17 protein-coding genes are annotated in these 25106 nt (G+C 62.4%); 7 read left to right on the top strand and 10 right to left on the bottom strand.

Going from position 1 to position 25106, the window contains the following annotated elements; all coding sequences use genetic code 11:
- The first annotated feature begins 30 nt into the window (after window positions 1–30).
- Window positions 31–360, top strand: a complete 330-nt coding sequence (locus tag LNV06_RS04160) for a YkgJ family cysteine cluster protein (protein ID WP_263536963.1) — start codon at window positions 31–33, stop codon at window positions 358–360.
- A gap of 2 nt (window positions 361–362) precedes the next feature.
- On the opposite strand, the gene LNV06_RS04155 is transcribed toward LNV06_RS04160, so the two are convergent.
- The 3 genes from LNV06_RS04155 to LNV06_RS04145 are packed head-to-tail and all read right to left on the bottom strand — an operon-like array spanning window position 363 to window position 3392.
- The gene (locus LNV06_RS04155) at window positions 363–587 is read right to left on the bottom strand and encodes a DUF350 domain-containing protein (protein WP_263536962.1); all 225 of its coding nucleotides are present in this window, start codon (window positions 585–587) and stop codon (window positions 363–365) included.
- Window positions 588–641: 54 nt separating this feature from the next.
- Window positions 642–2282: a DUF4178 domain-containing protein gene (locus LNV06_RS04150; RefSeq protein ID WP_263536961.1), complete on the bottom strand. Its 1641-nt coding sequence runs from the start codon at window positions 2280–2282 to the stop codon at window positions 642–644.
- A 27-nt stretch (window positions 2283–2309) separates the two neighbouring features.
- Window positions 2310–3392 carry an SPFH domain-containing protein gene (locus LNV06_RS04145; RefSeq protein ID WP_263536960.1) on the bottom strand — a complete coding sequence of 361 codons (1083 nt, stop codon included), beginning with the start codon at window positions 3390–3392 and terminating at the stop codon, window positions 2310–2312.
- A 144-nt stretch (window positions 3393–3536) separates the two neighbouring features.
- Here LNV06_RS04145 and LNV06_RS04140 point away from each other — a divergent pair, with 144 nt between their 5' ends.
- Both LNV06_RS04140 and crcB read left to right on the top strand, forming a co-directional pair.
- Window positions 3537–4040 (top strand): molybdenum cofactor biosynthesis protein MoaE, encoded by a 504-nt coding sequence (locus LNV06_RS04140; RefSeq protein WP_263536959.1) that lies wholly within the window; start codon window positions 3537–3539, stop codon window positions 4038–4040.
- Between the two features lie 2 nt (window positions 4041–4042).
- Window positions 4043–4420, top strand: a complete 378-nt coding sequence (gene crcB / locus LNV06_RS04135; protein WP_263536958.1) for a fluoride efflux transporter CrcB — start codon at window positions 4043–4045, stop codon at window positions 4418–4420.
- A 43-nt stretch (window positions 4421–4463) separates the two neighbouring features.
- Here the strand turns inward: crcB and LNV06_RS04130 are convergent, their stop codons facing one another.
- The 4 genes from LNV06_RS04130 to LNV06_RS04115 all read right to left on the bottom strand — a co-directional run bounded on the left by LNV06_RS04130 (window position 4464) and on the right by LNV06_RS04115 (window position 12163).
- Window positions 4464–5129, bottom strand: coding sequence for a hypothetical protein (locus LNV06_RS04130; RefSeq protein WP_263536957.1), 666 nt, complete (start codon window positions 5127–5129; stop codon window positions 4464–4466).
- A gap of 72 nt (window positions 5130–5201) precedes the next feature.
- Window positions 5202–7784 carry a collagenase gene (locus LNV06_RS04125; RefSeq protein ID WP_263536956.1) on the bottom strand — a complete coding sequence of 861 codons (2583 nt, stop codon included), beginning with the start codon at window positions 7782–7784 and terminating at the stop codon, window positions 5202–5204.
- Window positions 7785–8071: 287 nt separating this feature from the next.
- A complete protein-coding gene (locus LNV06_RS04120) occupies window positions 8072–9925 on the bottom strand; it encodes a PEP-CTERM sorting domain-containing protein (RefSeq protein ID WP_263536955.1) in 1854 nt (617 codons plus the stop codon).
- Between the two features lie 153 nt (window positions 9926–10078).
- Entirely contained in the window at window positions 10079–12163 is a 2085-nt protein-coding gene (locus tag LNV06_RS04115) for a PEP-CTERM sorting domain-containing protein (protein WP_263536954.1), read from the bottom strand.
- Window positions 12164–12358: 195 nt separating this feature from the next.
- Between LNV06_RS04115 and LNV06_RS04110 the strand changes: the two genes are divergently transcribed.
- Window positions 12359–15952, top strand: a complete 3594-nt coding sequence (locus LNV06_RS04110) for an AAA family ATPase (RefSeq protein ID WP_263536953.1) — start codon at window positions 12359–12361, stop codon at window positions 15950–15952.
- A gap of 59 nt (window positions 15953–16011) precedes the next feature.
- Here the strand turns inward: LNV06_RS04110 and LNV06_RS04105 are convergent, their stop codons facing one another.
- Window positions 16012–16680 (bottom strand): PEP-CTERM sorting domain-containing protein, encoded by a 669-nt coding sequence (locus LNV06_RS04105; RefSeq protein ID WP_263536952.1) that lies wholly within the window; start codon window positions 16678–16680, stop codon window positions 16012–16014.
- A gap of 291 nt (window positions 16681–16971) precedes the next feature.
- The gene (locus tag LNV06_RS04100; RefSeq protein WP_263536951.1) at window positions 16972–17520 is read right to left on the bottom strand and encodes a DUF1993 domain-containing protein; all 549 of its coding nucleotides are present in this window, start codon (window positions 17518–17520) and stop codon (window positions 16972–16974) included.
- Between the two features lie 126 nt (window positions 17521–17646).
- On the opposite strand from LNV06_RS04100, the gene clpB reads away from it, so the two are divergent.
- The 3 genes from clpB (at window position 17647) to LNV06_RS04085 (ending at window position 23904) form a co-directional block, all read left to right on the top strand.
- A complete protein-coding gene (clpB, locus tag LNV06_RS04095) occupies window positions 17647–20253 on the top strand; it encodes an ATP-dependent chaperone ClpB (protein ID WP_263536950.1) in 2607 nt (868 codons plus the stop codon).
- A 136-nt stretch (window positions 20254–20389) separates the two neighbouring features.
- Window positions 20390–21415, top strand: a complete 1026-nt coding sequence (locus LNV06_RS04090) for a tripartite tricarboxylate transporter substrate binding protein (protein WP_263536949.1) — start codon at window positions 20390–20392, stop codon at window positions 21413–21415.
- Window positions 21412–23904 (top strand): hypothetical protein, encoded by a 2493-nt coding sequence (locus LNV06_RS04085; protein WP_263536948.1) that lies wholly within the window; start codon window positions 21412–21414, stop codon window positions 23902–23904. The genes LNV06_RS04090 and LNV06_RS04085 overlap by 4 nt, the downstream gene beginning before the upstream one ends.
- A gap of 166 nt (window positions 23905–24070) precedes the next feature.
- On the opposite strand, the gene LNV06_RS04080 is transcribed toward LNV06_RS04085, so the two are convergent.
- Window positions 24071–25069 (bottom strand): DUF2804 domain-containing protein, encoded by a 999-nt coding sequence (locus LNV06_RS04080; protein ID WP_263536947.1) that lies wholly within the window; start codon window positions 25067–25069, stop codon window positions 24071–24073.
- Between the last annotated feature and the right edge of the window lie 37 nt (window positions 25070–25106).

Raw genomic sequence — 25106 nt, 5'->3', positions numbered from 1 at the left:
CCCGTTTTTTGTTTAATCGACGGTCTTTTCATGAGTCAGGAACGCTCACCGACCTTCAACCCTTGCCAGCAATGTGGCGCCTGTTGCGCCAGCTTCAGAGTTTCTTTCTATTGGGCAGATGCGCCCGATGTGCCGCCGACATTGACCGAGCGGCTGACGCCGCATCTGAGCTGTATGGCCGGCACCAACCAAGCGAAGCCGCGCTGCCTTGCCCTGCACGGCGCGGTCGGGCAATCGGTCAGTTGCACCGTCTACACCGCTAGGTCCAGCGCCTGTCGTGAGGTGGTGGCCGGAGACGAGAAATGCCAGCGCGCCCGGCGCGCTCATGGCTTACCAGAGTTGGCGGGCTCAGCACTCTGAGTTCAACCATGTATCGCCGCGGCGACGATTTGCCCGATGGAGATGCACATGGCCGCGACCACGATGGCCAGTGCGAGGTTTTTCTCCTCGACGATTTGCTCCCAGAGCTTGTAGGGCGTGAGCTTGTCGATGATGACGAAGCTGATCCAGAACACCAAGACGCCGATGACGGCGTAGAGGATGGAGCCCAGCACGACGGCGGGGCGCAACCATTCAAATCCACTCATAGTGATCTCCTTGTTTGTGAGGGCCTGCAAGGTCTTGCAGCAAGGGCTGAGGCTTCATTTGTGACCGCCTCCGCTGCTGCCGGAGCCGCCATAAGAACCGCCATAGCCGCCATAGCCGCCCCCCGAGTGCACGCGGGGGCCGCCGCTGCGCTTGCATTGGGCGTATTCAGCGCTGCTTTCGCCGTAGTTGTCTTTGTAGCTCTGGCAATCATCCTCGGCGCATGACTTCAGCAAGATGAGCAGCATGATCAGAAAGAAAACGCTGAGCAGCACATTGCGCAAGACATGGGGATCGCTGCCGCTCAGGCTCAGCATCGGGGTGTCGCGTGACAGGGCGGCCATCTGATCGGCTTGCAGCCGGAAGGCTTTGGCCACCTCGCTGGCCTCAAGGCGGCGGCCCAGGCTCCAGGTGATTTCGTTCTCGGTTTGTTCTCGACTCAAGACGACGCCAGGGTTGCCCAGTGCGCCCTCGTAATCGGTCACTTGAGCGCGCTGTTCTCGCTGCACCTGCCAATAGAACTCACCCAGCACATGGGTCACCTTGGCTTCGTAGCTCCAGCGCTTTTTGAAACTCTTGCCTTGCCATTGCACCTGGCTGCCCTTGCCCTGAGGCGTGCCGGTCAAGGTGCGGACCAGGCTCCAGCCTTCGTCGGTGTCGACCAAAAAGGCAAAGCCTTCGACTTGGTTGAACAAGAGATATTCGCGCCAAAAGCTCTGTTCATCGTCACTGCCGGGGGCGGGCAGGTCGCAGCGTTCTTGATAGCCCACCACCTGCCAGCTCAGCGGCGCTCGGCCCCCTTCGGCGGCCAAAACACCGCTGCGGCCGAGCGGAATTTGCGGCTCATGGCCGGCCTCGGCGCCGGTCGCTTGCGCAAAGTGATGCAAGGCCTCGCCGTCAGCCGGACTCAAGTCCACCACGGCACGGCATTGCCCGCAAACGATGCTGAGCGAGTTGCCCAGCCTGGGTGTCAATGCGGCGCCGCAGTTGGGGCAGGCGAGGCTGCGCGCGGCCAGGGTTTTGTCTTGGGCGTCGCGCAAGCCCTGCATGGCCATATCGGCAAAGCGAACCGGCCGCCCCAGCGACCAAAGCGGCGACGGGCCGCCGCTGTAGTCCAAAGTGCCGACTTCGTTCTGCGCGTTCCTGAGTTCGGCAATCAAGAACTCAGTTTGCATTTGGGGCGGATGCGGCAACTCGCCCTGCGCTGCCAACACTCGGCTCAGGCTCAGCGCACTGACTTGCCAGCTTTGGCCCGCCAGTAGCACTTGATCACCCAAGACCAACTCATGCGCTTGCGGAACGGTTTCGGTCAGCGTAGCTTCAAAGCTGATGACGAATTGCCCGTTGTCTTCGGCCAGCCAGGCGCTGCGGCCGGAGTCGAACAGCGCATGCCATTCGTTCCAGGTGTTGCCGGCGCTGATGCTCTCGGCCTCGCCCGAGCCCAATTGCAAGCGGCCGACCACGGTGAAGGGCTCGCCCGCATAGCGGCCGCTAGCGCCCAATTGCAGCGGTGAGTAGTCGTTCAGCAGCTCGGCGCTGATGCCGATCTTGCGCAGCGCATCGCCCTCCCGCAGCAAGCTGCTGCGGCAGAAGGAGCAGACGGCGCTGGCCGAGGCGGCCGAGGCGAACTCAAGCGGCGCGCCGCAATTCGGGCACGCCGCGCGCCAGCGACGTTGAGTGGAGGCTTGCTCGGTCAAAGGGGGAAAAGGCGCAGGGGAAGGGGCTTAGCCCAGCTTCTTCAGCAGTTCGGCCTTTTTGCTGGCGAACTCGTCGTCGGTGAGGATGCCCTTGGTCCGAAGGTCGCCGAGCTTTTCCAGCAGCGTCATGATGTCTTCGGCGCTTGGGGCAGCAAGCGGTGGAGCGGGCTGGGCTGGCGCGGCCAGCGGAGCGCTTGTAGTTGAAGCACCCGCAGAACCCGCTGCACCGGCCATGGCACCTTGCAACTGTTGCGCCAGCACTTGGCCCATGGCCAGGCCAGCGCCCAAGCCCATGGCATCGCCGGCCACGCCGCTGCCGCCGCCTTGGCCCACGCCTTCGGCCAGTTTGGGGATGGCCTGCGCGGTCTGGTACTGCATGAACTGGCCCATGTTCTGGCCGATCATGCCCATGCCGATCTTTTGGTCGAGGATTTTTTGCAACTCATCGGGCAGCGACACGTTTTGCAGCGTCACAGCCTCAAGCTTGAGTCCGATCTTGGCGAACTCAGCCGCAGTGGCCTCTTGCAATTGGCGGGCGAACTCAATCTGGTTGGCGGCCAGATCCAAGAAAGGGATGCCGCTTTGCGCCACTGCATCGCTGATGTGTTGCAACATCAGGCCGCGCAACTGGCCGTCCAGGTCTTCGACGCTGTAGCGCTCGCGGGTGCCAGAGATCTCCGTGTGGAAGAGCTTGGGCTCGGCAATGCGGTAAGAGAAATTGCCAAAGGCGCGCAGGCGGATCGCGCCAAAGTCTTTGTCGCGAATGGTGACCGGCTGCTGGGTGCCCCAGCGCTGGTCGACCTGTTGCCGCGTGCTGAAGAAGTAAACATCGCTCTTGAAGGGCGACTCGAAGAGCTTGTCCCAGTTCTTCAGATAGGTCAGCACCGGCAGGGTCTGCGTCGTCAGCTTGTAGGTGCCAGGGCCGAAGACATCGGCCACCGTGCCCTCGTTGACGAAGACGGCCATCTGCGATTCGCGCACCGTCAGCGAGGCGCCGTTCTGAATTTCCATCTCCGCCATGGGAAAGCGCCAGGCCAGCGTGCCTTGGCCGTCTTCGGTCCATTGAATGATGTCTATGAACTGCTTTTTGATGAAATCCATCAGACCCATGGCTGCGTCTCCTCGCAATTGTTTGGTCGGCATGTTACGTAACTTTACTCAGCGCGACCGCAAGGGCGAGTATCGACGCCGAGCGGTAGCGATTTGGATGCGCCGGATGGGTCATATTCACGCCCGGTGCCACAATCCCTGACCATGAAAAACGCTATGCCCAGAGTCAGCATCCAGACCCAGGATTTCAATCTCGCCACCGAAACCGAGGCCTTGCGTGCTGGTGACGGCGGCGTGGGGGCGGTCGTGGCCTTTGTGGGCACGGTGCGCGACGCCAGCCACGGCCAAAGCGTCAGTGCCATGGAACTGGAGCATTACCCCGGCATGACCGAGGCCGCCATCGAGGCCATGGTGGACGCCGCGTTTGCCCGCTTTGACATCCGGGCCGCTCGCGTCATTCACCGCGTGGGGCTTTTGCAGGCCTGCGAGCAAATCGTTTTGGTCTTGGTGGCCTCGGCCCACCGCGGCCAGGCGTTTCAGGCCTGCGAGTTCTTGATGGACTATCTGAAAACCCAGGCGCCGTTTTGGAAGAAGGAAACCACGCCGGCGGGCGCCCAATGGGTGGACGCTCGTGTGGCCGATGACGAGGCCTTGGCGCGCTGGGGCTTGGCTTCCAACAATGCGGCCGATGGGCTTGTGGCGCCATGAGCATGCCTTGGCTACAGGCCACGGCTGTGGCGGGTGGGGCGGCGCTGGGGGCGCTGGCACGTTGGGGCGCGGGGTTGTGGCTGAACGGCAGCTATGCCGGTTTTCCACTCGGGACGCTCACCGTCAATGTGATCGGTGGCCTCTTGATCGGCCTGTCGCTCCAGTGGTTTGGGCGCTTCCCTGATGAGCTGCTGCGTCTTTTGTTGGTCACCGGCTTCTTGGGCGGATTGACCACCTTTTCGGCCTTCTCCGCCGAGTCTTTGACGCTCTTGCAGCGCAGCCACTATGGCCTCGCCCTAGGCCATGCAGCCTTGCATGTGCTGGGCGCCTTGGCATCAGCCGCGGTCGGGATGCGGCTGATGCAGTTCTGGCTGGACTGAGCCTTTCAGCTCAGCTCCGCTCAGTTCATTTCCGTACGCGCGATTACTTTGTGGCTGACTTGCGCGCCCTCAGCGCAGGCAGCAAGAGCAGTCCACCCAGCAGCAAGACCGCGCTGCTGGGCTCAGGCACCGCAGCGGCCATACCCAGTTGGAAGTTCTCCACCGTGGGGAAGACCGACAGGCTGCTGCTGGAGACCGCGATGTCCAGGCTCAGCAAATGGCTGCTGCTGACAAAGCCCAGAAAGCCAATGCTGGAGGCGCCGCTCAGGTCCAGCTCTTGCGTGGTGCTGCCCTGGGCATCGGTCAGCGTCAGGGTCAGCCGAGCGGCCGGCCAGGCTTCGCCGGTGTAGGTGGTGGCCAAGAAGTTGCCGCCAATGGCGCGCAGATTGCTGGCGAAGTTGTCGAACAGCAGGTGCGCGTCGACGCGGTTGCTGCCCAACCACACAGCGCCGTTCTCGCCTGCGGTGGCGTAGAACTGGTTTTCGAGGCCGTCCAAGGCGCTGACACGGTAGGAGTGGCCGCCGGCTTGGCGCAACAGTGGGCCGTCCAGCGCTTCATTGACGCTCAGGTCTTGAAAACTGTCGGTGCCCAGCTGGCTGCTGGCGGCTTGAAAAGCGCTTTGAGAGGTGAAGACCTGGACGCTGGCTTGAGCGGCCAGGCTGCTCAAGACCGTGGTGGCCAGGGCGACGATCAAGGTGCGGATTTTCATGGTGTGGGTATGGAGTGTTAGGTGAGTGAAACCCAAGCCCTGGCCCCGAGGGACCAAGGCTTGGAATTTGCATCAAGGGTTGGTCGCGAGTTCGGCTTCGTGGCTGGCGCTCTTGCGGCTCAGGCGGGCGCTGCCAGCGGGGAAGGGTAAGTCGCTGAACATGCCGCGCAGCGTCGCACTGGCAAAGCCGCTGCGGGGCACCACGGTCACATAGCTCCAGCCGCCGGGGCCGGTGGGCAGTTGAATGCTGACCTTGTCGCCGTGGCTGCTGGCCATCACCTCATAGCTGCTCGGGCTGGCCCAGCCAGAAGCGCTGGCATAGATGTCGGCATTGCCACTGACCTGGCTGAGGGTGAAGATGGTTTGCGGCCAGCTGCTGGCGGAGATGTAGAACTGCATCGTCGCGCCAGGAGCCAGGGTCTTGGCGCAGCCATTGGCCAGACGGTTGGCGGCACCTAACTTGCATTCCCCCAGCACAGCCGGTGTGAGCAAGGGCAGGGTGCCCGGTCGCAGGCTCTGGCAACGAGGCGAGTCAATCTTGCCGCCGGCCACGCATTCGCTCAGCCACTGCGAGAAGTCACCGTCAAGACTGGTGCCGATCTGGCTGATCTGCTGGCTGTAGGCCGCGTAGTCACCGGCGCGCATCTGGGGCAGGAAGCTGCGGTCCTTCTCAGGTTGGCGCTCCAGCATGTAGCGCACCGCCAAATAGCCCCAGTTGTAAACACGGGTCTGGCCGCTGCTGTAGGTGTTCTTCAACACGGTGCTCAGCGCCTCGGGAGCGGTTTGGGCGCGCGAGGTGGCGTCGGCGTAGTAGGCGCGGCGGTAGCTGTAAGACACATATTCGGCCAGGCCCTCAATCCACCAGACGGCCGAGTTTGCGATGCCGCCAGCGCCCAGTTCCAGCGGATAGTCCCAGAAGGCACCGCGCAGGTTGTAGCGTCCATCGAGGTAATGGGTGAACTCGTGGTTCAGGTTCCAGATCTCGAAGTCAGCCAGCCAGTCGGCACGGTAGGCCAGGAAGCGCGCTTGGTTGTCCGGGTCAGCGGGGTCGCCCTCCAGATATATGCCGCCGTTGTTGGTGTTGTTGCCAAACAGATAGCCCGAGAAACGGCTGTACTGGTCGTAGTTGTCGAACACCACCACTTCCAAGCGGCTGTTGTGATCGTCTGGCACCGGCTGTTCCGCTTGCGTGCCCATCAGGGTGTGGAAGTAGCCGGTCTGCTGGCTGATGCTGCTGCAGGTGCCGTCCAGCTGAGCCGGCGTCATCGCTTGGGCGCGAATCACATACTGGCTGCCGCAGGCATAGCGAATCGGCAGTTTCAGCTGCGCAATCGTGTCGTAGCCATTGCAGGTGCCGTAGGCGCTGCAATGATCGGCGTCGTATTGATCCACCATGGCGGCAGCACGCATCCAGACCTCAATCGTGCTGTCTTGGCTGACCGGGAAGTTCGCCAGCTGGCTCACGCCCAGCGAGCGCACCTGCGTTTGCAAGGCCGGGTATTGCACAAAGCGAATCATCTCGCCCATGGCATTGGCCAGGTGGTAGCCCTCATTGCTACCGGCCAGTGACTGATTGCGCGTCAAAAAGTCGTTCAGCGTTTGGGCGTAGTCGAGCTTGGTTCCTGCCCAAGCCCGGTAGTCGGCCTGGTACTCGCCGTAGTACAGCACGTTCATGGCGCCCAAGATGGCGTCATTGGTCCAGTAGCCAATCTTGGTGGTGGCGGGTTGCACTTGGTTCAGCCAGCGCTGGGCGACCGGCGCATAAGACTTGGCAAAACCGGAAGAGACCGTCTTGAAGAATTCGCTGACGAAGTAGGCGTTGTCCTCCGTCTGATCCATGAAACGCGGTGACGCGCTCAGCTGCAGCAAGGCGGATAAGGCCGCGTTCATCATGCTGCGGCTGCCGGCGGGGATGCCGCTCGACGGGTCCCCATAGGTGGACATATAACTCCAATACCCAGCGGTGCGCAGGTAGGACAGCAAGTTCATCGCCTTGTTGCTGTCATTGCCGGGGTATTGGGCCGCGCGGGCCTTCAGTGCCTTGGAGACATTGATGATGTTGGCGTCAGAAAAGACGGTGCGGTACTCCGCTGCGCTGCCGTAGTAGAGCTGGTACATGCAGTTGCGCAGGTCCGCAGCGTCAATAAAATTGATCAAGGCCGCGCCACTCTTGCCGACGAAGTCTTGGCCGGAGCAGGAGGCTCCGGCAGCCGCCGTCTTGAGGGCGCCCAAGTTCTTGCTTTGCACCTGCAGCGCGGCACGTGCCCATTCAGGGCGCTCGCTGAAGGGCAGGTCAGTTTGGGTCTCGCCCAGACGCTGCTTGTAGTTCACCAGGTCGTCGGTGCGGCGCGGCGGCAGTTGGGCTGGGTGCAGCCCGACCTTGGCGGTGTGTTCGCCGGGCCGCATATTGCCAGGGTCGGTGGGCAAAAGGGCCTGGCGTTGCAGCTCCGCTCGAGCCTGGGTTTGCTCGGTATTGAGCGTCCCGCCAGGGCTGGCCTGCGCCAAGCCACTGAGTGCTGCCATCAAAGTGATGGGCAGCGCCAGGGCCTTGAGAAAGCCTTGCGATTGCTGGGCATGGCCAAGCGGGGCCAAGCCTTGGCGGCGCGAGGGGCTTTGTAGACTACGGCTCTGGGCCGTATCGGATTGCGAAGACATGGACTCATCCTCCTGTGCTAGGCGCGAGCAACAGGCCCCGCCATGGATGCGCATTAGAGAATGTTTACCGGAAAGATGCTGTAAATATATTGAAGAAATATGGAAACTACTGATCGGGTTTTTCTGGAGCTGTATTGCCCTGACTCATCGGGCATTCAGTGAAAAGAAAAGGCCCGGCGGGGCCGGGCCTTTCTGGGGCTTGAACTTGGGCTGCCCGGAGGCTTGGCGGTGAAGGGGCGACAGCCCAAAGTTTCAAAACCTATTGCATCTAAGACCGCTGCTTGGGTTCAGCGCTTTGCTTTGCGGCGCGCAACAAAGCCCAGGGTGCCAAGGCCGGCGAGCAGCAGAACCCAGGACTGCGGCTCGGGCACGGCAGTCACGCGCAAAATGATGTTGTTGCTGGTGTACTCCACCGCGAACTGATCGGCGCTCAGCCCGTGCCAACTGATGCTGCTGAAGCTGGAGTTGGCTTGGCGCTTGCCGAAGCTGGCGATGGTGTAAACGTCGCCCAGGTGCAATTCGGTGCCAGGTGTTGCCCAGACCGACAACTCGCCATTCCACAAGGCGTCATCGGTGACGATCAATTGGTCCGACAGTCCGCCGGTGGCGAGGTCGATGTGCAAGACGCCGTTTGTGCCAGCGGCAAAGTCTCCGGTGATGGTCAGAGAGCCCAAGCCGCCGTCCGTTCCTGGATCAATCGTGCCGTTATTCACCAGCGCATTGTTGATTGATCCCGTGTCAACCCGGCCCGTTCCTTGGATATGACCTGCATTCGTGAATGAAGTTCTCAGTGTGCCCTTGTCAGCGATTTGGACTGTCCCGGTGTTGCTGAAGCCTTCTTCGGCAGCAAAGGTCCCGGCTTCGATTTGGAGCAGTCCCGCGTTTTTGAAACCATAGGTTCGCGTTTCACCCAGCCCGTCTCTTACATAGCTCCCCATGTTCACAAAAGAGCCGCCTCCGCCCGCGCTGGAACTGCGAAGGCTCTTGCTGGAATTGGCTGCGCTGGAGCCCGTGCCGAGGTCGGTGAACGTAGCGTTGTTGATGATGGCGCCCCCGTAAGGCGTGCCATTGATTGCGCCCCCTCCCGCTGTCCAAGTGCTCTTGCCTTGCAAGGTCAGCGTGTGATTGGCGCCTACGCTTTGACCCTTGGCTCCATCGAAAACTGCAGGGCCTGTCACGGTGGTGAATCCGGTGGGATAGGTATTGGCCAGCGAGCCTCCGCCCAGAATGCCGGACTTGAAGTCAAGGTTTGTCACCGTGAGGTGGCCGGTGCCGGTGATTTGTCCACCGGTCAGTGACAAGGTATTGAGCGTGTTGATGCTGTCGTTTCGGACAATGCCGCCGAGGATGTTTACATCCCCATTCAATGTCGCTGTGTTTGTGAGGAAGACGTTGCTTCTGTCGAAGCTCACTAGGCCTTGATTGATGATGCTGCCGCTGACCGTGGCAGAGCTTTCGTAAAAGGATAGTTCGGTGCCCTTGTTGACCTGGAGTTGGCCGGCGGAACTTCCAGAGTCCCGCATTTGGAAGGTACCGTTCAGTATCTGCACCTTGCCGGAGTTCTCGAAGCCATAGGCTCGGGTCACGCCCAATCCATCGCGCAAATACATGCCATTGTTGACAAAGGAGCCGCCTCCCGCTGCGTCGGGGCTTCGAAGACTCTTACTGGAATTGGCTGCGCTGGAGCCCGTGCCGAGGACGGTGAACGTGGCGTTGTTGATGATGGATCCTCCGTAAGGCGTGCCATTGATGGTGCCTCCGCCGGCCGTCCATGTGCTGCTGCCCTTGAGGGTCAGGGTGTGTTGGTAAGCCACCTCTTGACTGCGAGTGCCGTCGAACAAGGCGGTGCCAGTGACAGTGGTGAAACCGGTGGGATAGGTGCTTGCGAGTCCGCCGCCTCCAAGAGTCCCAGTACGAAAGTCGAGGCTGCCGCTCGTCAAATCGCCATCACCCCAGAGCCGACCGCCGGAGATTTTCAGGCTGCCGACTGCGCGCGTGCTGGATAGCCAACTCGCGCCGCCTGCCAGCTCTACTGAGTCACTGGAGCCAGGGACGCCAAGCAAGGTCCATTGATTGGCGTCCTCCCAATTGCCCCAATTGCCTTTCCAGAGGTAGTCCACTGCAATTGCTGGCGATTGCATCGCCGCCAAAGCGAGGGCAATGCTACCGAGCCTGAGCGCTGACTTTATGGGCTTGCGCAGTGAGTTCGTTGACCCAGTTTCACGAGCAAATTTCTTCATATCGAAAGTCCTGTTGGGTGATGACAGCGTGTGGTGTTTGTTTTTGTGTCGGGGTCAAGCCAGCTCTTTGCGGCCGCTATGACTTTGCTTGCGGAGCCAGCCCAGCAGGCCGATGCCGCCCAGCATCAGCACCCAGCTTTGTGGCTCCGGCACAGCCGATGTGAACTTGGCCGAGACGCTGTGATCGCCGTAGATGATGGCGACGTTGTATCGAATGCCAGTTGTCCAGTCACTGGCATACGCGTTGGCGCTAGAAAACTGGCCGAATCGGACACCGCTGAAGGTCAGGAACGTGACTTCTGAATCGGATGGAGCACCGTCCACCGTGAACGCAACGTTGCCGTCCAAGGTCACATCGCCGGTCACAGCCAGTAGCCCGCTTTGTAAGCCGGCAGCGCCTGGAGAGACACTGACCCCGAGCATGGAGTCGTGGCCCAGCATCAGCGTGCCATCCAGGGCCAGATTCGACCAATAGGGGCGCATCGTGCCGTCGATGGCGTTTGTTTCCCCGTGGCCCAAACTGATCAGGCCATCGTTCGTCAGCCCTTCGTCGGGACTGGCTTGGATGCTGAGTTCATGGCCGACATTGATGTGGCCGGTGTTGTGCACGCTGATGTCGCCTTGGCCTAACTGACCGCCAAGGCTCCAAAGCTCGCCAGAGATGAGCAAATGGTGGCCGTTGCCTTTGACCAATGCCCGCTGATTGCTCCAGCCCGACAGGAGGACGTAGCCGCGGCCGCCTGTGGCCGGGTCATTGGCAAACTCCGTGTCAGCGGCAAGGCTGATAGGCCCGTTGTCTGAAGCTAACAAACTGGCATCGTCACCGCTCCATTGCTGGTGCCCGGTGCCCAGAGTGATTTTCCCGGCCAAATTCAGGCTTTGTTGGTGATATCCAGTCGTTGCGTTGCCGTCAATTCGCACGTCTCGAAGCACGCTGCCAGTTGCGGTGAATATCGCGGAGTTCCGCCCGACTTTCAGCGTGCCTCCTCTGAGCTCACCGCTGAGCAGCCAAAGAGGGCCGCCGGAGAAGTTGCCAAGCGCAGAACTGTTCAGGTCGATCACGCCGCTGCTGTTGTCGATGCGAGCGTTCCGGCCGGGGTCCAGGGTCAATACTGCCCCTATGTCGCTCGCAGCGGGCGTCAGCAAGATCGTGCCGCGGTTGATCAAGGGAAGGTCGCCTGCGCCGAGAGTCACGAGGCCTCTTGCTTCCAACGTGTGCCCAGTATCGATGGTGAGCGTGAAGCCACCGCCTGGCGTTATCAAGTTCCAGTAGGTGGAGCCGTCAAAGTCGGCCACGATGGTCTTGCCCTGACCACTCAGTGTGGTGTCCCCCGCCAATGCCAATTGCCCCCCTCGATTGGCGGGGTCGGCAGCAAAAAGAAGTTGGCCCTGGTTGACGATCTGGCCGGCCAGCGCGATGCGGCTATCGCCAACCACGCTGAAACTGCCTTGCAAGGTGAGGTCACGTAAGACCGAGTTTTGGCTGCCGTACAGACTGGTCACCTGGCCGTCGCTAATCAAGCTTCCGCCGCTCAAGCTTGCGTCGTTCCAAGCTTGAAAGCTCAGCGAGCCGCCCGCGCTGAAGGTAATGTTGCCTTGGCTGTTGTTGGAATTGCCGTAGCCCAGCGAAAGCGTACCTCCCTTGACGTGAATGTCGCCTTTGTTGATCAGCGGAGGTTCGCTGCTCCAGCCGCCACCCGAAAGCAGCAGATGACTGCCGAGTTCCAGCACATTGCCTGGGCCTACTCTCAGTCCCTGAATCTGGGTGACCACATCTGGTGCGGACAGGCGAACCACGGTGCCCATCTCGGGCGGCTGTTCGATGAACGCAAGGTCCCAGAACGACGGCGCTGACCCATAGCCCCAATTGCTGGCCTCGTACCAGTCGCCGCTACCGCCCAGCCAAGTCACTTGCCAAGCCTGGGCCGGCGCTGATGCTCCAACGAGAGTCAATGCTGCCAGCGCAATGGCGGAAAAAGCTGGGCCGAGGTTGCGCGCTTGGATGCGGCGGGGACTTGCGGGCGAATTCTTTGCGAAGGCTTTGGGCGTCATGATGCTCGGCGTTTCCATGGGTTCGAAGTTCATCGTCAATTGCGGAGAGGACGTTTGAAGAGCGCAGGGAACAAACTCAAGCAGCAAGACGCGATATTCGTCAGGCTTGTGCTGCTTTTGAAACTCACTCCTTGGTCGGGGCGCAGCATCTCCGGTACCGCGTTACTGGCGCGTTACTGGCACGGTGTCTTCTTGTAAAAACGCTGTGCTAACCTTCAATCAGGGGGGTGTCATGGCTCGTGTCGCCTCATTTGTGACGCTTGTGTTGCAGGGGTTTCGTCGATGTCAGTCCATATGGCTCAGACCGTTTCTCTTGAAGACTGTGAGTTGCGATTGCTGGGCACGCCGCGGGTTCTGCGGCCGGGTCGGGCGGACTATTTGCTGGAGCGGCGGGATGCGGCTTTGCTGACAATTCTGACCTTGCGCGGAGCCATGTCCAGGCGCAGCATGGCCGAGACCTTGTGGCCCGATGTGGCCGAGAAAATGGCGCAGACCAATTTGCGGCAGCGCTTGTTTCGGCTGCGGCGCAATCTGGCGCTTGACTTGTTTGAAGAGGGTGAAATGCTGGCGCTGCGCTCTGGCTTGCGGCATGACCTGGACGCGCTGGCAGCGCCGCATTTGCTGGCCATCGAGCCTGTGCCCTTGGGTGCGATGAGTTATCTGGACTGCGAGCCGCTGGCCGAGCAGGTGCAGCATTTGCAGCAGCAGTGGTTGGATCAGCGTCGCCGCTTGGTCGCCGATCAGGCCGAGGCCTTGGAGGCTCAGGGGCGTTTGGCCGAGGCCTTGACTTGGGCGCAACACCTGACCCTGAATGAGCGCAGCAGCGAGCATGCGCACCGGCGTCTGATGCGCTTGCACTACCGGCGCGGCGATCGTACGGCGGCCTTGGCGGCCTATCGCAGCTGCCAGGAAAGCATGCAGCAGGAACTGGGCTTGCAGCCCAGCAGCGAAACCCGCGCATTGGCCGAGTTGATTGAGCGCAGCGAGGGCGCAGGGCCTGCCAGCGCATTGCCCGAAAGTGCGTACGCTTTGACGGCTGTCTTGGACACAGCATCGTCCGACCAAACAGTCGTCCATGCACCGGTGGGTGGCTCTGGTGCCGAGCTCCGCGTGCCGCAGCCCGCCAAGCGTCGTGCAGCCCACGCTCCGGCTTTGGCTGCTGCGCTGTGGCGGCCTCCGCGTCTGGTCGGGCGCGAAAGGGAATGGCTGGCGCTAGAGGATGCGGCCCAAAGAGGGCAAGTGCTCTTGCTGCAAGGGGAAGCTGGCATCGGCAAGACGCGGCTGGCCCAGGACTTTTGTGCTGCGCAAGGCTCAGGCTTGTTGATCAAAGCAACAGCGGCTGACATGGCCACGCCTTATGCTTTTCTGGCCCGTTGTCTGCAAAGTCTGTGGCATTGTTTGCTGGCAGCCCATGGCTCCTTGCCGGCGTGGGCTCAGGAGGAATTGGCGCGCATCTTGCCGACCTTAGGGGTCGCGAGCAATGAGCTGCCTGCGACACCGCTGCAGCCCTTGCGCCTGCAATCGGCTTGCTCGGCATTGTTGCAAGCGTGTCGGGTCGCGTCGCCTCCCGCGCCACAGCCTGCCGCTTTGAGTTGGCTGTTGCTGGATGACCTGCAGTGGATTGATTCGGCCTCTTTGGAGTGCTTATTGCCTGTTCTGAGTCAGGCTCAAGAGGCTGCGCCTGCCGGGGCACCTGCGTGGCTGTGTGTCTTGACCTTGCGCCGCGATGAGGCCTTGCCCGAAGCGCTCAAACAATGGCTGCAGCGCGAGACCGAGGGCTTGTTTGATTTGACCCTAGGCCCCTTGCTGGGCGAGGACCTGGCAGCCTTTGTGTCCTCTTTGGCATTGCCGCAGTCGCCGGCCAGCGATGCTGCGGCTGGGTTGACCAGCGAGGCCGAACTGCTGGCCAAGCTGCAGCGCCGTACCGGCGGCCGGCCGCTGTTCATCTTGGAACTGCTGCGTGCTGCGGCCGGCCAGTTGAGCCACGCGGTGGCCGAGCACGCAAGCGTTGCGCCGCCGCTGCAGACCTTGATCGCCAAGCGCCTGGCGACGCTGAGTGCACCCGCCCAACGCCTGCTGCGGGTGGCGGCGCTCTTGGGCCCGCGCTTTCGGCTGGACTGGGTGGCGGCCGTGTTGGCTCAGCACCCGGTCGATCTGGTGGAACCTTGGCTTGAGTTGCAGGCAGCGCAGTTCATGGATGACGAGGGCTTTGCCTTCGATCTGGCCGCCGAGGTCGCCGCGCATTCGGTGCCCGAGCCCGTGGCCCGCCTCTTGCACACCGCGATTGCGCCGGTGCTGCAGGCGGCCGGCGTGGCCGCGCCGGTGGTGGCCGAGCACTGGCAACAAGCGCAGCAATGGGCCGAGGCCGCGCAGCAATGGCGGCTGGCGGCAGAGCAGGCGCGCTTGGCTTCGCGCCGGGTGGAAGAGCTGGGATTTCTGGCTCGCGCAGAGTTGTGTTTGCAGCGCATGGGCGCGCAACAGCCCGAGTGTTTTGAGTTGGCGTGCTTGGCCTTGCAGGCGGCCATGGTGGTGGAGTCGCCGGAGCAGGTGCATCGGCGTCTGGCGGACTTGCTCGCTCAATCGCAGGGCGATGCGCAGCGGCTCAAGGCCTTGCTTTTGCAGGCGCGATATGAAGTGGCGGTGAGCGGGCAGGGCGAGTTGGGCTTGGTCGCGAAAGAGGCCTTGGCCCTGGCTCAGCAACTGGGTGAAGCTTCGGAGGAGGCCCGTGCCGCCGCCTGGCTGGGCATTTCAATGGTGCTGCGAGAGCAGGCCGAAGCCGCCTTGAGCTTGTTTGCTGACCGGCTTGACGCCGTGCAAGCGCAGACCGATGCACGGCTCAAGATCGATTTTCTTGGCGCTTATGGCTATGTCTTGCATGGCGCAGGCCGCTACGCCGAGGCGGTGGCGCCGCTCACCCAGGCGGCAGCGCTGGCCGAGGAACTTGGCGACTTAAGCGAGGCCGCGGATCAGCTGGGCAATCTGGCCATTTGTCAGCAATTTCTGGGGCAGCGCCAGGCCAGCCAGGAGATCTACCGGCGCATCAAGTCGGTGTGGGAGCGCATGGGGCGACCGGGTGGGGCAGGCACGGCCGCCAACCTGATGCATGTGGCCAGCAGTGACTTTGGCCAAGGGCGGTACGCCGAAGCCTTGGAACTGCTGGAATGGTGCTTGAAGGAGTTTCGGCAGGGCAGCGCGCCGGTCTGGACGGTGATCACCGAGAACCGCTTGGCCTTGGTGTTCCTGCGTCTTGGGCAATGGGCGCGGGCCCGTCAGGCGATGACGCCGCTGCCCGAGGGCTTGCGGGTGGGCAATCGCATTGCTCGCCTGAGTCTGGAGTGCCGCTTGGATGCCTTGGCCGGCCAGCGGGTCTTGCCTCGGCTCTTGCAGGCCGAGGCCGAGTGGGTGGATGAGTCGGTGGATTTGATGGACCGTTGCCTGCTGGCCCTGAACATCCTGCGCTATGAGGCGGCTGAACGGGCTCTGGTGCGATGTGATCGGCTTTTGGCCAGTTTGCCGCAGGACCTCATCAGCGTTCAGCTCAGTGTGAGCATTTGGCGTGCAGATGCCTTGCGACGCTTGAGGCGCGGTTCTGAGGCAGCGCAGCAAGTCAGGCAAGTATTGCATTGGCTGGAGCGTTGCCTCCCCGTGGACATGGAACTTGTGGAGTTCTGGTGGATGGCAGCGCAGGCTTTGACGGCCAGTACAGACGCGAGTGATCGTGCTTTAGCTCAGCAGCTTCTGACGCAAGCCCGTGAATGGACTGAGGCGGCGGGCCCGCATGTGCCGGCAGCCTTCGTTCGTAGCTTTCTCGAGAGCAAGCCCTTCAGTCAGAGCGCCCAGCTGAAGCCTGATGCGTCACAGCCCATGAAGGTGTGACGCATGAAAAAAGCCCGTCAGTGACGGGCCTTCATTCGCTCAGTGCAGAATCAATCCGCTCAGGCGCGGCGGCGCTTGGCGCTCAAGCCCAGCAGGCCCAAGCCCAGGCTTACCAGGGCCAGCGATGCGGGCTCGGGCACCACGCTGACGTTCAGATTGCGAAAGCTCACGCTGTCGCCTGCGTCCAGATTGGCGGTGCGAAAGCCCAGGCTGCTGATGGTGCTGAGGCCGGAGTTGTCGAGAGACACGGCATCTGCTCCCTTCAAGCTGAAGGTCTCGTCGGCTGTGGGGTCGATCCAGAGCGAGAAGCGGTTGTAGTTGCTGCTATTGACCTTTTCCAGCAGGCCCATCAAGTGATAGCTGGTGCCAGGGGTCACATTGCTGCCCAAGCCGAAACTTCCGGCGCTGCCGCTGTTGCGAACGAACAGATCGTCGGTGCAGCTGCCGCAATCCTTATTGCCCTTGATGCCCATATTGGGACCCTGGTAGCTGTTCAGCCACAGGGCGGCGAAGTCATTTTTGTCAACGTTGCCGGTGAAGCTGATGTCGAAGTTGATGAGCAAGCTATTGCTCAGCGACTGGACCAGATTGATCTGACCCTGGTTGTCGCCATTCTTGTTCAGAAGCAGTTGATCAAAGGAGGCGACCGTCATCATGGACGGGGCGGCGGAAGCGAGGCTGCTGCTGAGCAGCAACGCAGTCACGGCTGCAAGAGTGCGAAGTTTCATATTGTGTTCAATGCCTTGGGGAGAGAGGGGGCGCAGGAACTTGGGTGGCCAGGAACGCGAGGCCTAGGCGACGCAGGGATTCAAGCGCTCACCCCCAAAGTTCTTTGCTGCGCGCGATTATGAAAGTCTTGTGTGGCCGAATAGTCCATTCGGCCCCCTGGCTTGCGGGGGAGAACCTGCCTTCGAGGGCCCCGCAAATAGGGGGCAGACTGCTCTTCTTTGCGGCAAATCAAGTTCGAGGCTGCGCAGGGCGCTGCCCGCGAAAGACAGGCAAGGGACGGGCATCAGCCCTCAACGCCAGCGATGCAGCCCGTCGAAGTCTTGCTTGCTCAAAGGCACCCCCTGCTGGCGCAGGATGGCGTAGGCACAGGTGAGGTGAAAAAAGAAGTTAGGTAAGGCAAACTGAAGCGCGAAGTCGACCGCCGGCAGCTCGATTTGAGCTTGGCCGGCGTCGCTGCGAATGAGGCGGTGTTCATCCTCTGCTTGGAACTGGCTGGGCTGCAGTCCGGCCAAAAAGGCCATTCGGTCTGACAGCATCTGTTGCAAGCCGGCCAGGCTGCTTGGGTAGTCGCCAAACTCGGGCACGGGCTGACCCAGCAGGGGCGCCATTGCCCGCAAGACAAAGCCGCCGGCCACTTGCACCTGGCTGCTCAGCGGCAGCATGTCGGGCGCGAGGCGAGCGTTCAGCATCTGCGCCTCAAGTTCGCGCGCTGGCGCGGCGCTCAAGCTGTTTTGAGCTTGCTGGAGCAGATGTACTTGAGCCAAATCAAGGATCAATCGCAATTGCTGGAGGTAGCGTTGAAAAACCGGCACGGTGGCCGCATAAAGGTTCAAGCTCATTGAATGGATCGTTGTTGCTCAGCACAGGGCGAGAGATTGTGACCGAGCGCTCAGCGCTCGCAGCCCAGCTCTTGAAAACCCTTGGCCCGGGCCTCATTTCAGTTTTGTCTACGGAGGATTCACGCCATGCGACCCGATAAATTCACCACCCGTTTCCAAGAAGCCTTGGCCGAAGCGCAGAGCATGGCCATCACCCGCGACAACCCCTATATCGAGCCCGCCCATCTGCTGCTGGCTATGTTGGCTCAGGAAGATGGCCCCAAGGCCTTGATGGAGCGCGCCGGGGTCAAGACGCCTGCGCTCAAGACGGCCTTGGACAGCATCGTGGCCGGCTTGCCCCAAGTGCAGGGCGAGGGCCAGCAGGTCGGTGCCGGCCGCGATCTGGTCTCGCTGCTGCAAGCGGCCGAGAAAGAAGCCTCCAAGCGGGGCGACCATTTCATTGCCAGCGAGATGTTTTTGCTGGCTTTGTGCGATGCCAAAACCGATCTGGCCGGCATCGTGCGCGGCCATGGCTTGAGCCGCAAGGCCTTGGAGACTGCCATTGAGGCGGTGCGTGGAGGACAAAAAGTGGACAGTCAAGAATCCGAGGGCAACCGTGAAGCCCTCAAGAAATACACGCTCGACCTGACCGAGCGCGCCCGCGACGGCAAGCTCGACCCGGTGATCGGCCGCGATGACGAGATCCGCCGCGCCATCCAGGTGCTGCAGCGCCGCTCCAAGAACAACCCGGTGTTGATCGGCGAGCCCGGCGTGGGCAAGACCGCCATCGTCGAAGGCCTGGCCCAGCGCATCGTCAATGGCGAGGTGCCCGATTCGCTGAAGAACAAGCGCGTGCTGGTGCTGGACATGGCCTTGCTGCTGGCCGGCGCCAAATACCGTGGAGATTTCGAGGAACGTCTGAAGTCGGTGCTGAAGGAAGTGGCGCAGGACGAAGGCCAGACGATTCTTTTCATCGACGAGATCCACACCATGGTCGGCGCCGGCAAGGCCGAGGGCGCCATCGACGCCGGCAATATGCTGAAACCTGCCTTGGCCCGCGGCGAGTTGCATTGCATCGGCGCGACCACGCTGGACGAATACCGCAAGTATGTGGAAAAAGACGCCGCGCTGGAGCGCCGCTTCCAGAAGGTGCTGGTCGATGAACCGACGGTGGAAGCAACCATCGCCATCCTGCGCGGTCTGCAAGAGAAGTACGAGGTCCACCATGGCGTGGAGATCACCGACCCGGCCATCATCGCCGCGGCCGAGCTGAGCCATCGCTACATCACCGACCGCTTCCTGCCCGACAAGGCCATCGATTTGATCGACGAAGCCGCGGCCAAGATCAAGATCGAGATCGACTCCAAGCCCGAGGTGATGGACAAGCTCGACCGCCGCATGATCCAGCTGAAGATCGAGCGCGAAGCAGTGCGACGCGAGAAGGACGAAGGCTCGATCAAACGCTTTGATTTGATCGAAGAAGAGTTGCTGAAGCTGCAACGCGAGTACAACGACCTGGAAGAAATCTGGACCGCCGAGAAGGCGCAAGCTCAGGGCAGCGCCCAGGTCAAGGAAGAGATTGATCGGCTCAAGCAGCAGATCGAGGACCTCACTCGCAAGGGCGACTTCAACAAGGTGGCCGAGTTGCAATACGGCCAGCTGCCGGGCCTGGAGAAGTCTCTGAAAGAAGCGCAGGCCAAAGAAGCCGGCAAGGCGGGCAAGGCTGGCCAGGCCGGCTACAAGCCCAGCCTTTTGCGTACCATGGTCGGCGCCGAAGAAATCGCCGAAGTGGTGGCGCGAGCCACTGGCATCCCGGTTTCCAAGCTGATGCAGGGCGAGCGCGACAAGCTCCTGCAGATGGAAGACAAACTGCACCAGCGCGTGGTCGGCCAAGACGAGGCCATCACCGCGGTGGCGGATGCCATCCGCCGCTCACGCGCCGGTTTGTCGGACCCGAATCGCCCCTTGGGCAGCTTCCTCTTCCTGGGCCCAACCGGCGTGGGCAAGACCGAGTTGTGCAAGGCCCTGGCTGGCTTCTTGTTTGACAGCGAAGAGCACCTGATCCGCATGGACATGAGTGAGTTCATGGAGAAGCACTCGGTGTCACGCCTGATCGGCGCGCCCCCGGGCTATGTGGGCTATGACGAGGGAGGCTACCTGACCGAGGCGGTGCGCCGCAAGCCCTATAGCGTGCTGCTGCTCGATGAGGTCGAGAAGGCGCACCCGGATGTCTTCAATGTGCTGCTGCAGGTCTTGGATGATGGCCGCTTGACCGATGGCCAGGGCCGCACCGTGGACTTCAAGAACACCGTGATCGTCATGACCAGTAACCTCGGATCTCAGCAGATCATGGGCCTGGTGGGCGAGTCGTCTGAGGTCATCAAGGATGCGGTCTGGGGCGAGGTCAAGGCGCATTTCCGCCCCGAGTTCCTGAACCGCATCGACGAGACCGTGGTCTTCCATGCCTTGTCGGCCCAGCACATCGCCTCGATCGCCAAGATCCAGCTGCAGATTCTGGAGACTCGGCTGGAGAAGATGGAGATGAAGCTGGACGTCAGCGAAGCCGCGCTGGCCGAGTTGGCCAAGGTCGGCTTCGACCCGGTCTATGGCGCGCGTCCACTCAAGCGCGCCATCCAACAGCGCATTGAGAACCCGCTGTCTAAGCTGATCCTGCAGGGCCGTTTTGGGCCTAAGGATGTGATTCCTGTCGATGTGCTGGACGGCGAGTTCAGCTTCGGGCGGGTGGTGCACTGAGGCGAGCAGCCCGGCGAGCCCCATGTGGTGGATGGGGCTTGCTTGGCTTTCGCATAAGCAAGCGCTTTTTTAGCGCTTGGTTGTGCGGGCTTGGTGGGGGAGCATGGCCGGGTTCTCCTCCGATGAGCCCTTCCAGATGTCCCTCCCTTCAAGTTTCCTGTTCCGCGCCGGCCGTCATGGCCTGGCGGTTCTGCTAATTGCCTTTGTGTCCTTGGGGGCCCAAGCCCAGCCAGCTTCATCCTCTTCTTCAGCACCCGGGAGCGACTTCCCCAGCAAGCCGGTGCGCCTGCTGGTGGGCAACACGCCCGGCAGTGCTGCCGACGTGGTGGCCCGCTATGTGGGCCAGCATCTCGGTGAACAATGGAAGCAGCCGGTGCTGGTGGACAACCGTGCCGGGGCTGCGGGCGTGCTGGCGGTCGATGCGGTGACCAAGGCGCCGGCCGATGGCCACACCTTGCTGCTGGGGGCGGACGGCCCCATCACCATCCTACCCAGCCTGCAAGCCAGCCTGCCTTATGACCCGGAGCGTGATCTGGCCCCGGTGGCCTTGCTGGCCGAGACCGACTTTGTGCTGGTGGCTCACCCTAAGACCGGCTTTCGCACGCTTCAGGACTTGATTGCGGCGGCCAAGCGCCAACCGGGCAAGCTGAACTACGCCTCCGCCGGCAATGGCAGCCCGCAGCAGTTTGCGATGGAAACGCTGAAGCAGCGCGCCGGTATCTTTTTGACTCATATCCCTTATCGCGGCGGACCGCTGGGCCTGGCCGATGTGATCTCGGGTCAGGTGGACGTGATGTTCATCGCGGTCGGGCCGGCCTTGCAACACATCAAGACCGGCAAGCTGGTGGCGCTGGCCACCGGTGGGCGCCAGCCGCATGCCTTGCTGCCGCAGGTGCCGCCCGTGGCGGATAGCTTCAAAGGCTTCAAGGCCGGCACTTGGTTTGGCCTGTTTGCGCCGGTGAACACGCCCAAGCCGGTGCTGGACCAACTGCGCGCCGATGTGCAGCGCCTGCTGAGCCACCCGGCTGCCCGGGAAGATCTGGCGGCCCAGGGCGTGCAGGTGGTGGTCAGCGATGTGCAGCATTTTCGTGAGCAGCTGCGCGCCGATGCCAGACGCTTCCAGGATCTGGTCAAGACCGCCTGCATCAAGGTCGAACTATGAGCAAGCAAGACGACAGCAAGCGCAACAGACCGAACCAGGGTTTGGCGCCGAGCCCGGCACAGCAGGCCTACGAGTCATTGCGTGAGCGCCTGGGGCCGCATTTCGCTCCGCAAGGCCTTTATGTGCAGAACAAGGCCTTGCCGTTTGAAGGGAGAGTTAGCAGCAGCCATCAAGTGGTGCAGGCCGGCAGTTGGCAGGAGCTGGTGATCGACTACGAGGTGGGTGCCTCGGGTTTGGCCGACGGCGCCTGGATCAAGCTGTGCTTCAAGTTCTATTCGGACTGGGCCTTGTTCCAGACCAGCGAGCCCGGCGCCGCCAACTACATCAGTGCCGAATACCAGGCCGGGCCGCTGCTGCCGGGGCAGTCACCGGCCACCGTGCAGGCTTTGCAAGTGCGCTTTGACCAGAAGGGTCATGAGCGGCCCTATCAAAAGGCGGTGATCGTCGACATCGTCGATGGCTACTTGAACGCCGGTGACCACATCATCATCCGCCTGGGCGACCGTCGTGCCGGCGGCCCCGGCACGCGGGTGCAGACTTTTGTTGAGGATGGCTTTCGGTTCCGGGTCTATGCCGATCCGCTCGGCACCTCGCGTTTCTATGCCGTGCCCGGCGATATCGGCCTGAAGATTGCCCATGGACCGGCCGCCAAGCTCTTCCTCAACGCACCCCGCTTTGCCAGGCCCGGTGAGCCGCTGCGGGTGCGCGTTTCGGCGCTGGACCGCTGGGGCAATATCGTGCAGGGGCTTGACCAGCCCTTGAGCCTGAGCCTGTGGCGCGAGGGTCAGAAGCAAGACACGCACACGCTGGCTTTTGCCGCGCAGGGCTGGGCCAGCACCGGCCTGGATGATTTGCGTCTGCCGGCCGGCCGCTGGCGGCTGAGGGCGGAGCTGGGGCCGCAAAGTGCTGCGGGCGAGGGCAGCCAGACGGCGGCGCCGGCGCGCCTGCCGGCCGCCGAGTTCGAGGTGGAGGTGGTGGAGGACTTTCCGAGCGCGCGGCCATTTTATGCCGATTTGCATGTGCACGCGCATGACACCGTGGGCACCAACAGCCCCGCTTATAACGCCGCCTATGCGCGCGATATTGGCGGCATTGATGTGTTCGGCTACACCGCCAATGATTTCCAGATCACCGACCAGCATTGGGCCGAGGGCCTGGCGGCGGTGCGTGAGTTTGACCGCCCCGGCCATTTCCTGGCCTTGCCGGTGCAGGAGTGGTGCGGCAGCTCCACCGCAGGCGGCGACCACAATGTGGTCTTCTTGGGCGAACAAGCGCCGGGCTTCCCCTACAACGCTGCCGGCCAACATAACCGCAGCCTGCAGTGGAACGATTCCATGCAGGGCAAGAATGTGCACACCGGGCGTTGGCCGGTGGAGGAGTTGTGGGATGCCTATGTGGATCAGGCCGACACCCATCTGGTGATGCCGCATGTGGGCGGGCGCCGCTACATCCCGGACTGGCACCATCCCGAGCTCGAACGCCTGGTCGAAATCGCGTCCACCTGGGGTCATTTCCCCTGGCTCTATCAGGATGTAATCAGCCGCGGCTATCAGCTGGGCGCCGCTGCCAATAGCGACGAGCACCGTGGCCGCCCCGGCGGCGGCGCGCCCGGCGTGCAGGTGTTTGGCGTGCACGGCGGTGTGACCGGCGTGCTGGCCGACAGCCTGGACCGCAAGGCAGTGGCTCGCGCGCTGCGTGCCCGGCACACCTGGGCCAGCACCGGCGAGCATTCGGCCGCCCTGGTGCGATGTGGTGACCATGTGCAAGGCGACGCTTTCCGGCACAGCGGCCCGGCGCGCTTGGACTACCGTTTCTTGGGCCAAGCCGGCTGGGAGTATCTGGCCGCCTACGACCACAGCGGCCTGATCTGGGAGCGTGATCTGCATCGCGAGTTGGGCTATTCCGCGCGCCGCATTCGCCTGCGCTGGGGCGGTGCCCGCATCCGCGACCGCTACCGCTGGGCCGAATGGCGCGGTCGCTTGCAGGTGCTGAATGCCAGCATCCTGTCTTTTGGCGCACATGGCTTTGAACACGATGAGGAGTCGGCCTGGCGCAGCGGCGCTACCGACATCTGCTTCCGCAGCGATACCTATGGTGATGCCGACAGCATCGAGCTGGAAGTCAGCGACCTGGCGGCCTTGCGCCTGCGCATCAGCGGCAGCATCGATGCCTATGCCAAAGTCGGTGACCCGCGGGAACGGCATGGCTTTGTGCATAGACCCGATTTTGATTGGCAGCTGAGCGGTTCCGACTTGCTGGCGCAGGGCAGTCTGCGCCTCGATTTGGGCGGCACCGAGCTGTTCCTGGCGGTCGAGCGCCTGACGGATCAGGCCTTGCCGACGGTGCTCGCCGGTGAGCTGGAAGTAGCGCCGCATAACGCCGAATTTGGCTGGCGCCCTATCTACTTCCACGGCCGGCAACGAGACGACAGCAAGGTCTGGAGCTCGGCCCAGTTCATTGAGTTCGCTGAGCTTGTTGCGCAGGGCTGAAGTCTCCCCTTAGATCACGGCCTGCCGCCGCTCGCCTGCTATCCGGCGGGGGCGGCGTGATACCTATTTCTTCCTTGAAGACGACGGTTGGCACCGATCTGCGCGCCTTGCATCTTGACCTGAAGCAGCTTGGCGCGTCTTGATCAAGCCAAGCGTGAGCTCAGGCTCACCAAGTCGAGCGGTGATCCTCGGTGACTCCGAGCAATTGCTCGACCCGCTTGGTGGCTGCATTGACGCTCGACTTGACCCAGCCGCTGAAGCAGCCAATCGGCTGCACATAGTGGCTGGCGGCAATCAGCAAATTGCGGTCTTGCTGACGTGCGCCTTCAGGGGTGAATTGCAGATCCAGCAGGCCATCGGCGGTCCAAACCCGCCAAGGGCTCAGCGGCTGCTGGGCGTCAAACTCAAAGTGAGCGGCGCCCAGCGGGATCAACTGCCCGTCCAGCCAGAGCGCGTTCTCGTTCGCGCCAAAGTAGCCGCTTTGCAGATTGAAACCCACATCGGCGCGGTGCGCGCTGGCCCAGCGCCAATCGGTATGGCGTGAGAGCAAGCCGTTGGAGGCGTCCAAGCAGGCGGTGGCGTCGTCCAAGGCATAACTCTGCCCTTTGACGTGCAGCCGCCCGCTCAGCGCCAAGGCCGAACTCTTCTGGGTGGCGTGGGCCAGACCGCCGCCTTGCTCGATGGGGCCAATGGCCAGCAGCAGGGGTGCGGCCTGGGCCATGTCGATCTCGGCTTGCAATTGCAGGCCAGGGATCTGCACGTTCAGCGCCATGCGGTTCAGGTCGACATGCTGGAGATCGAGCTTGGCGCCCAAGCCTTTGAAGTGGGCCTTCGCACCCAAGACCGGCGCGTCCGACATCTGGCATTGCAGGCTGGGCAGGCCGTCCTGACTCCAATCGACCAGCAATTGGCGGCTGCGTCGATCGAAGAAGTAGGCAAACGCGGTGCAGGTCCAGCCGACATCCACGATGGCCAGGCCGATGAAGAAGGCCTCATGGCTGATGCCCACATATTGCCAGCGCTTGTGGTGCAGGCGCCGCCAGAGCGACGATCGTTGCTGGGCTGCCGTCAGGCCCTGCCAGTCGATGCGCTCCATGCAACCGGCATAGCGGCCGCTGGCCGGCGAGCCGTCTACGTTGACGACCTGGGGAGGGGGGCTGGGCAAGGAGCGGGGGGCGTTCGAGGGCATCGGTGCGCGAGAG

It is taken from the genome of Paucibacter sp. Y2R2-4, assembly GCF_025717535.1.
Classification (GTDB): Bacteria; Pseudomonadota; Gammaproteobacteria; order Burkholderiales; family Burkholderiaceae_C; genus Paucibacter_A.
Note: the sequence above shows the minus strand (reverse complement) of the source record. Positions and strands in the feature narration are given on the sequence as shown.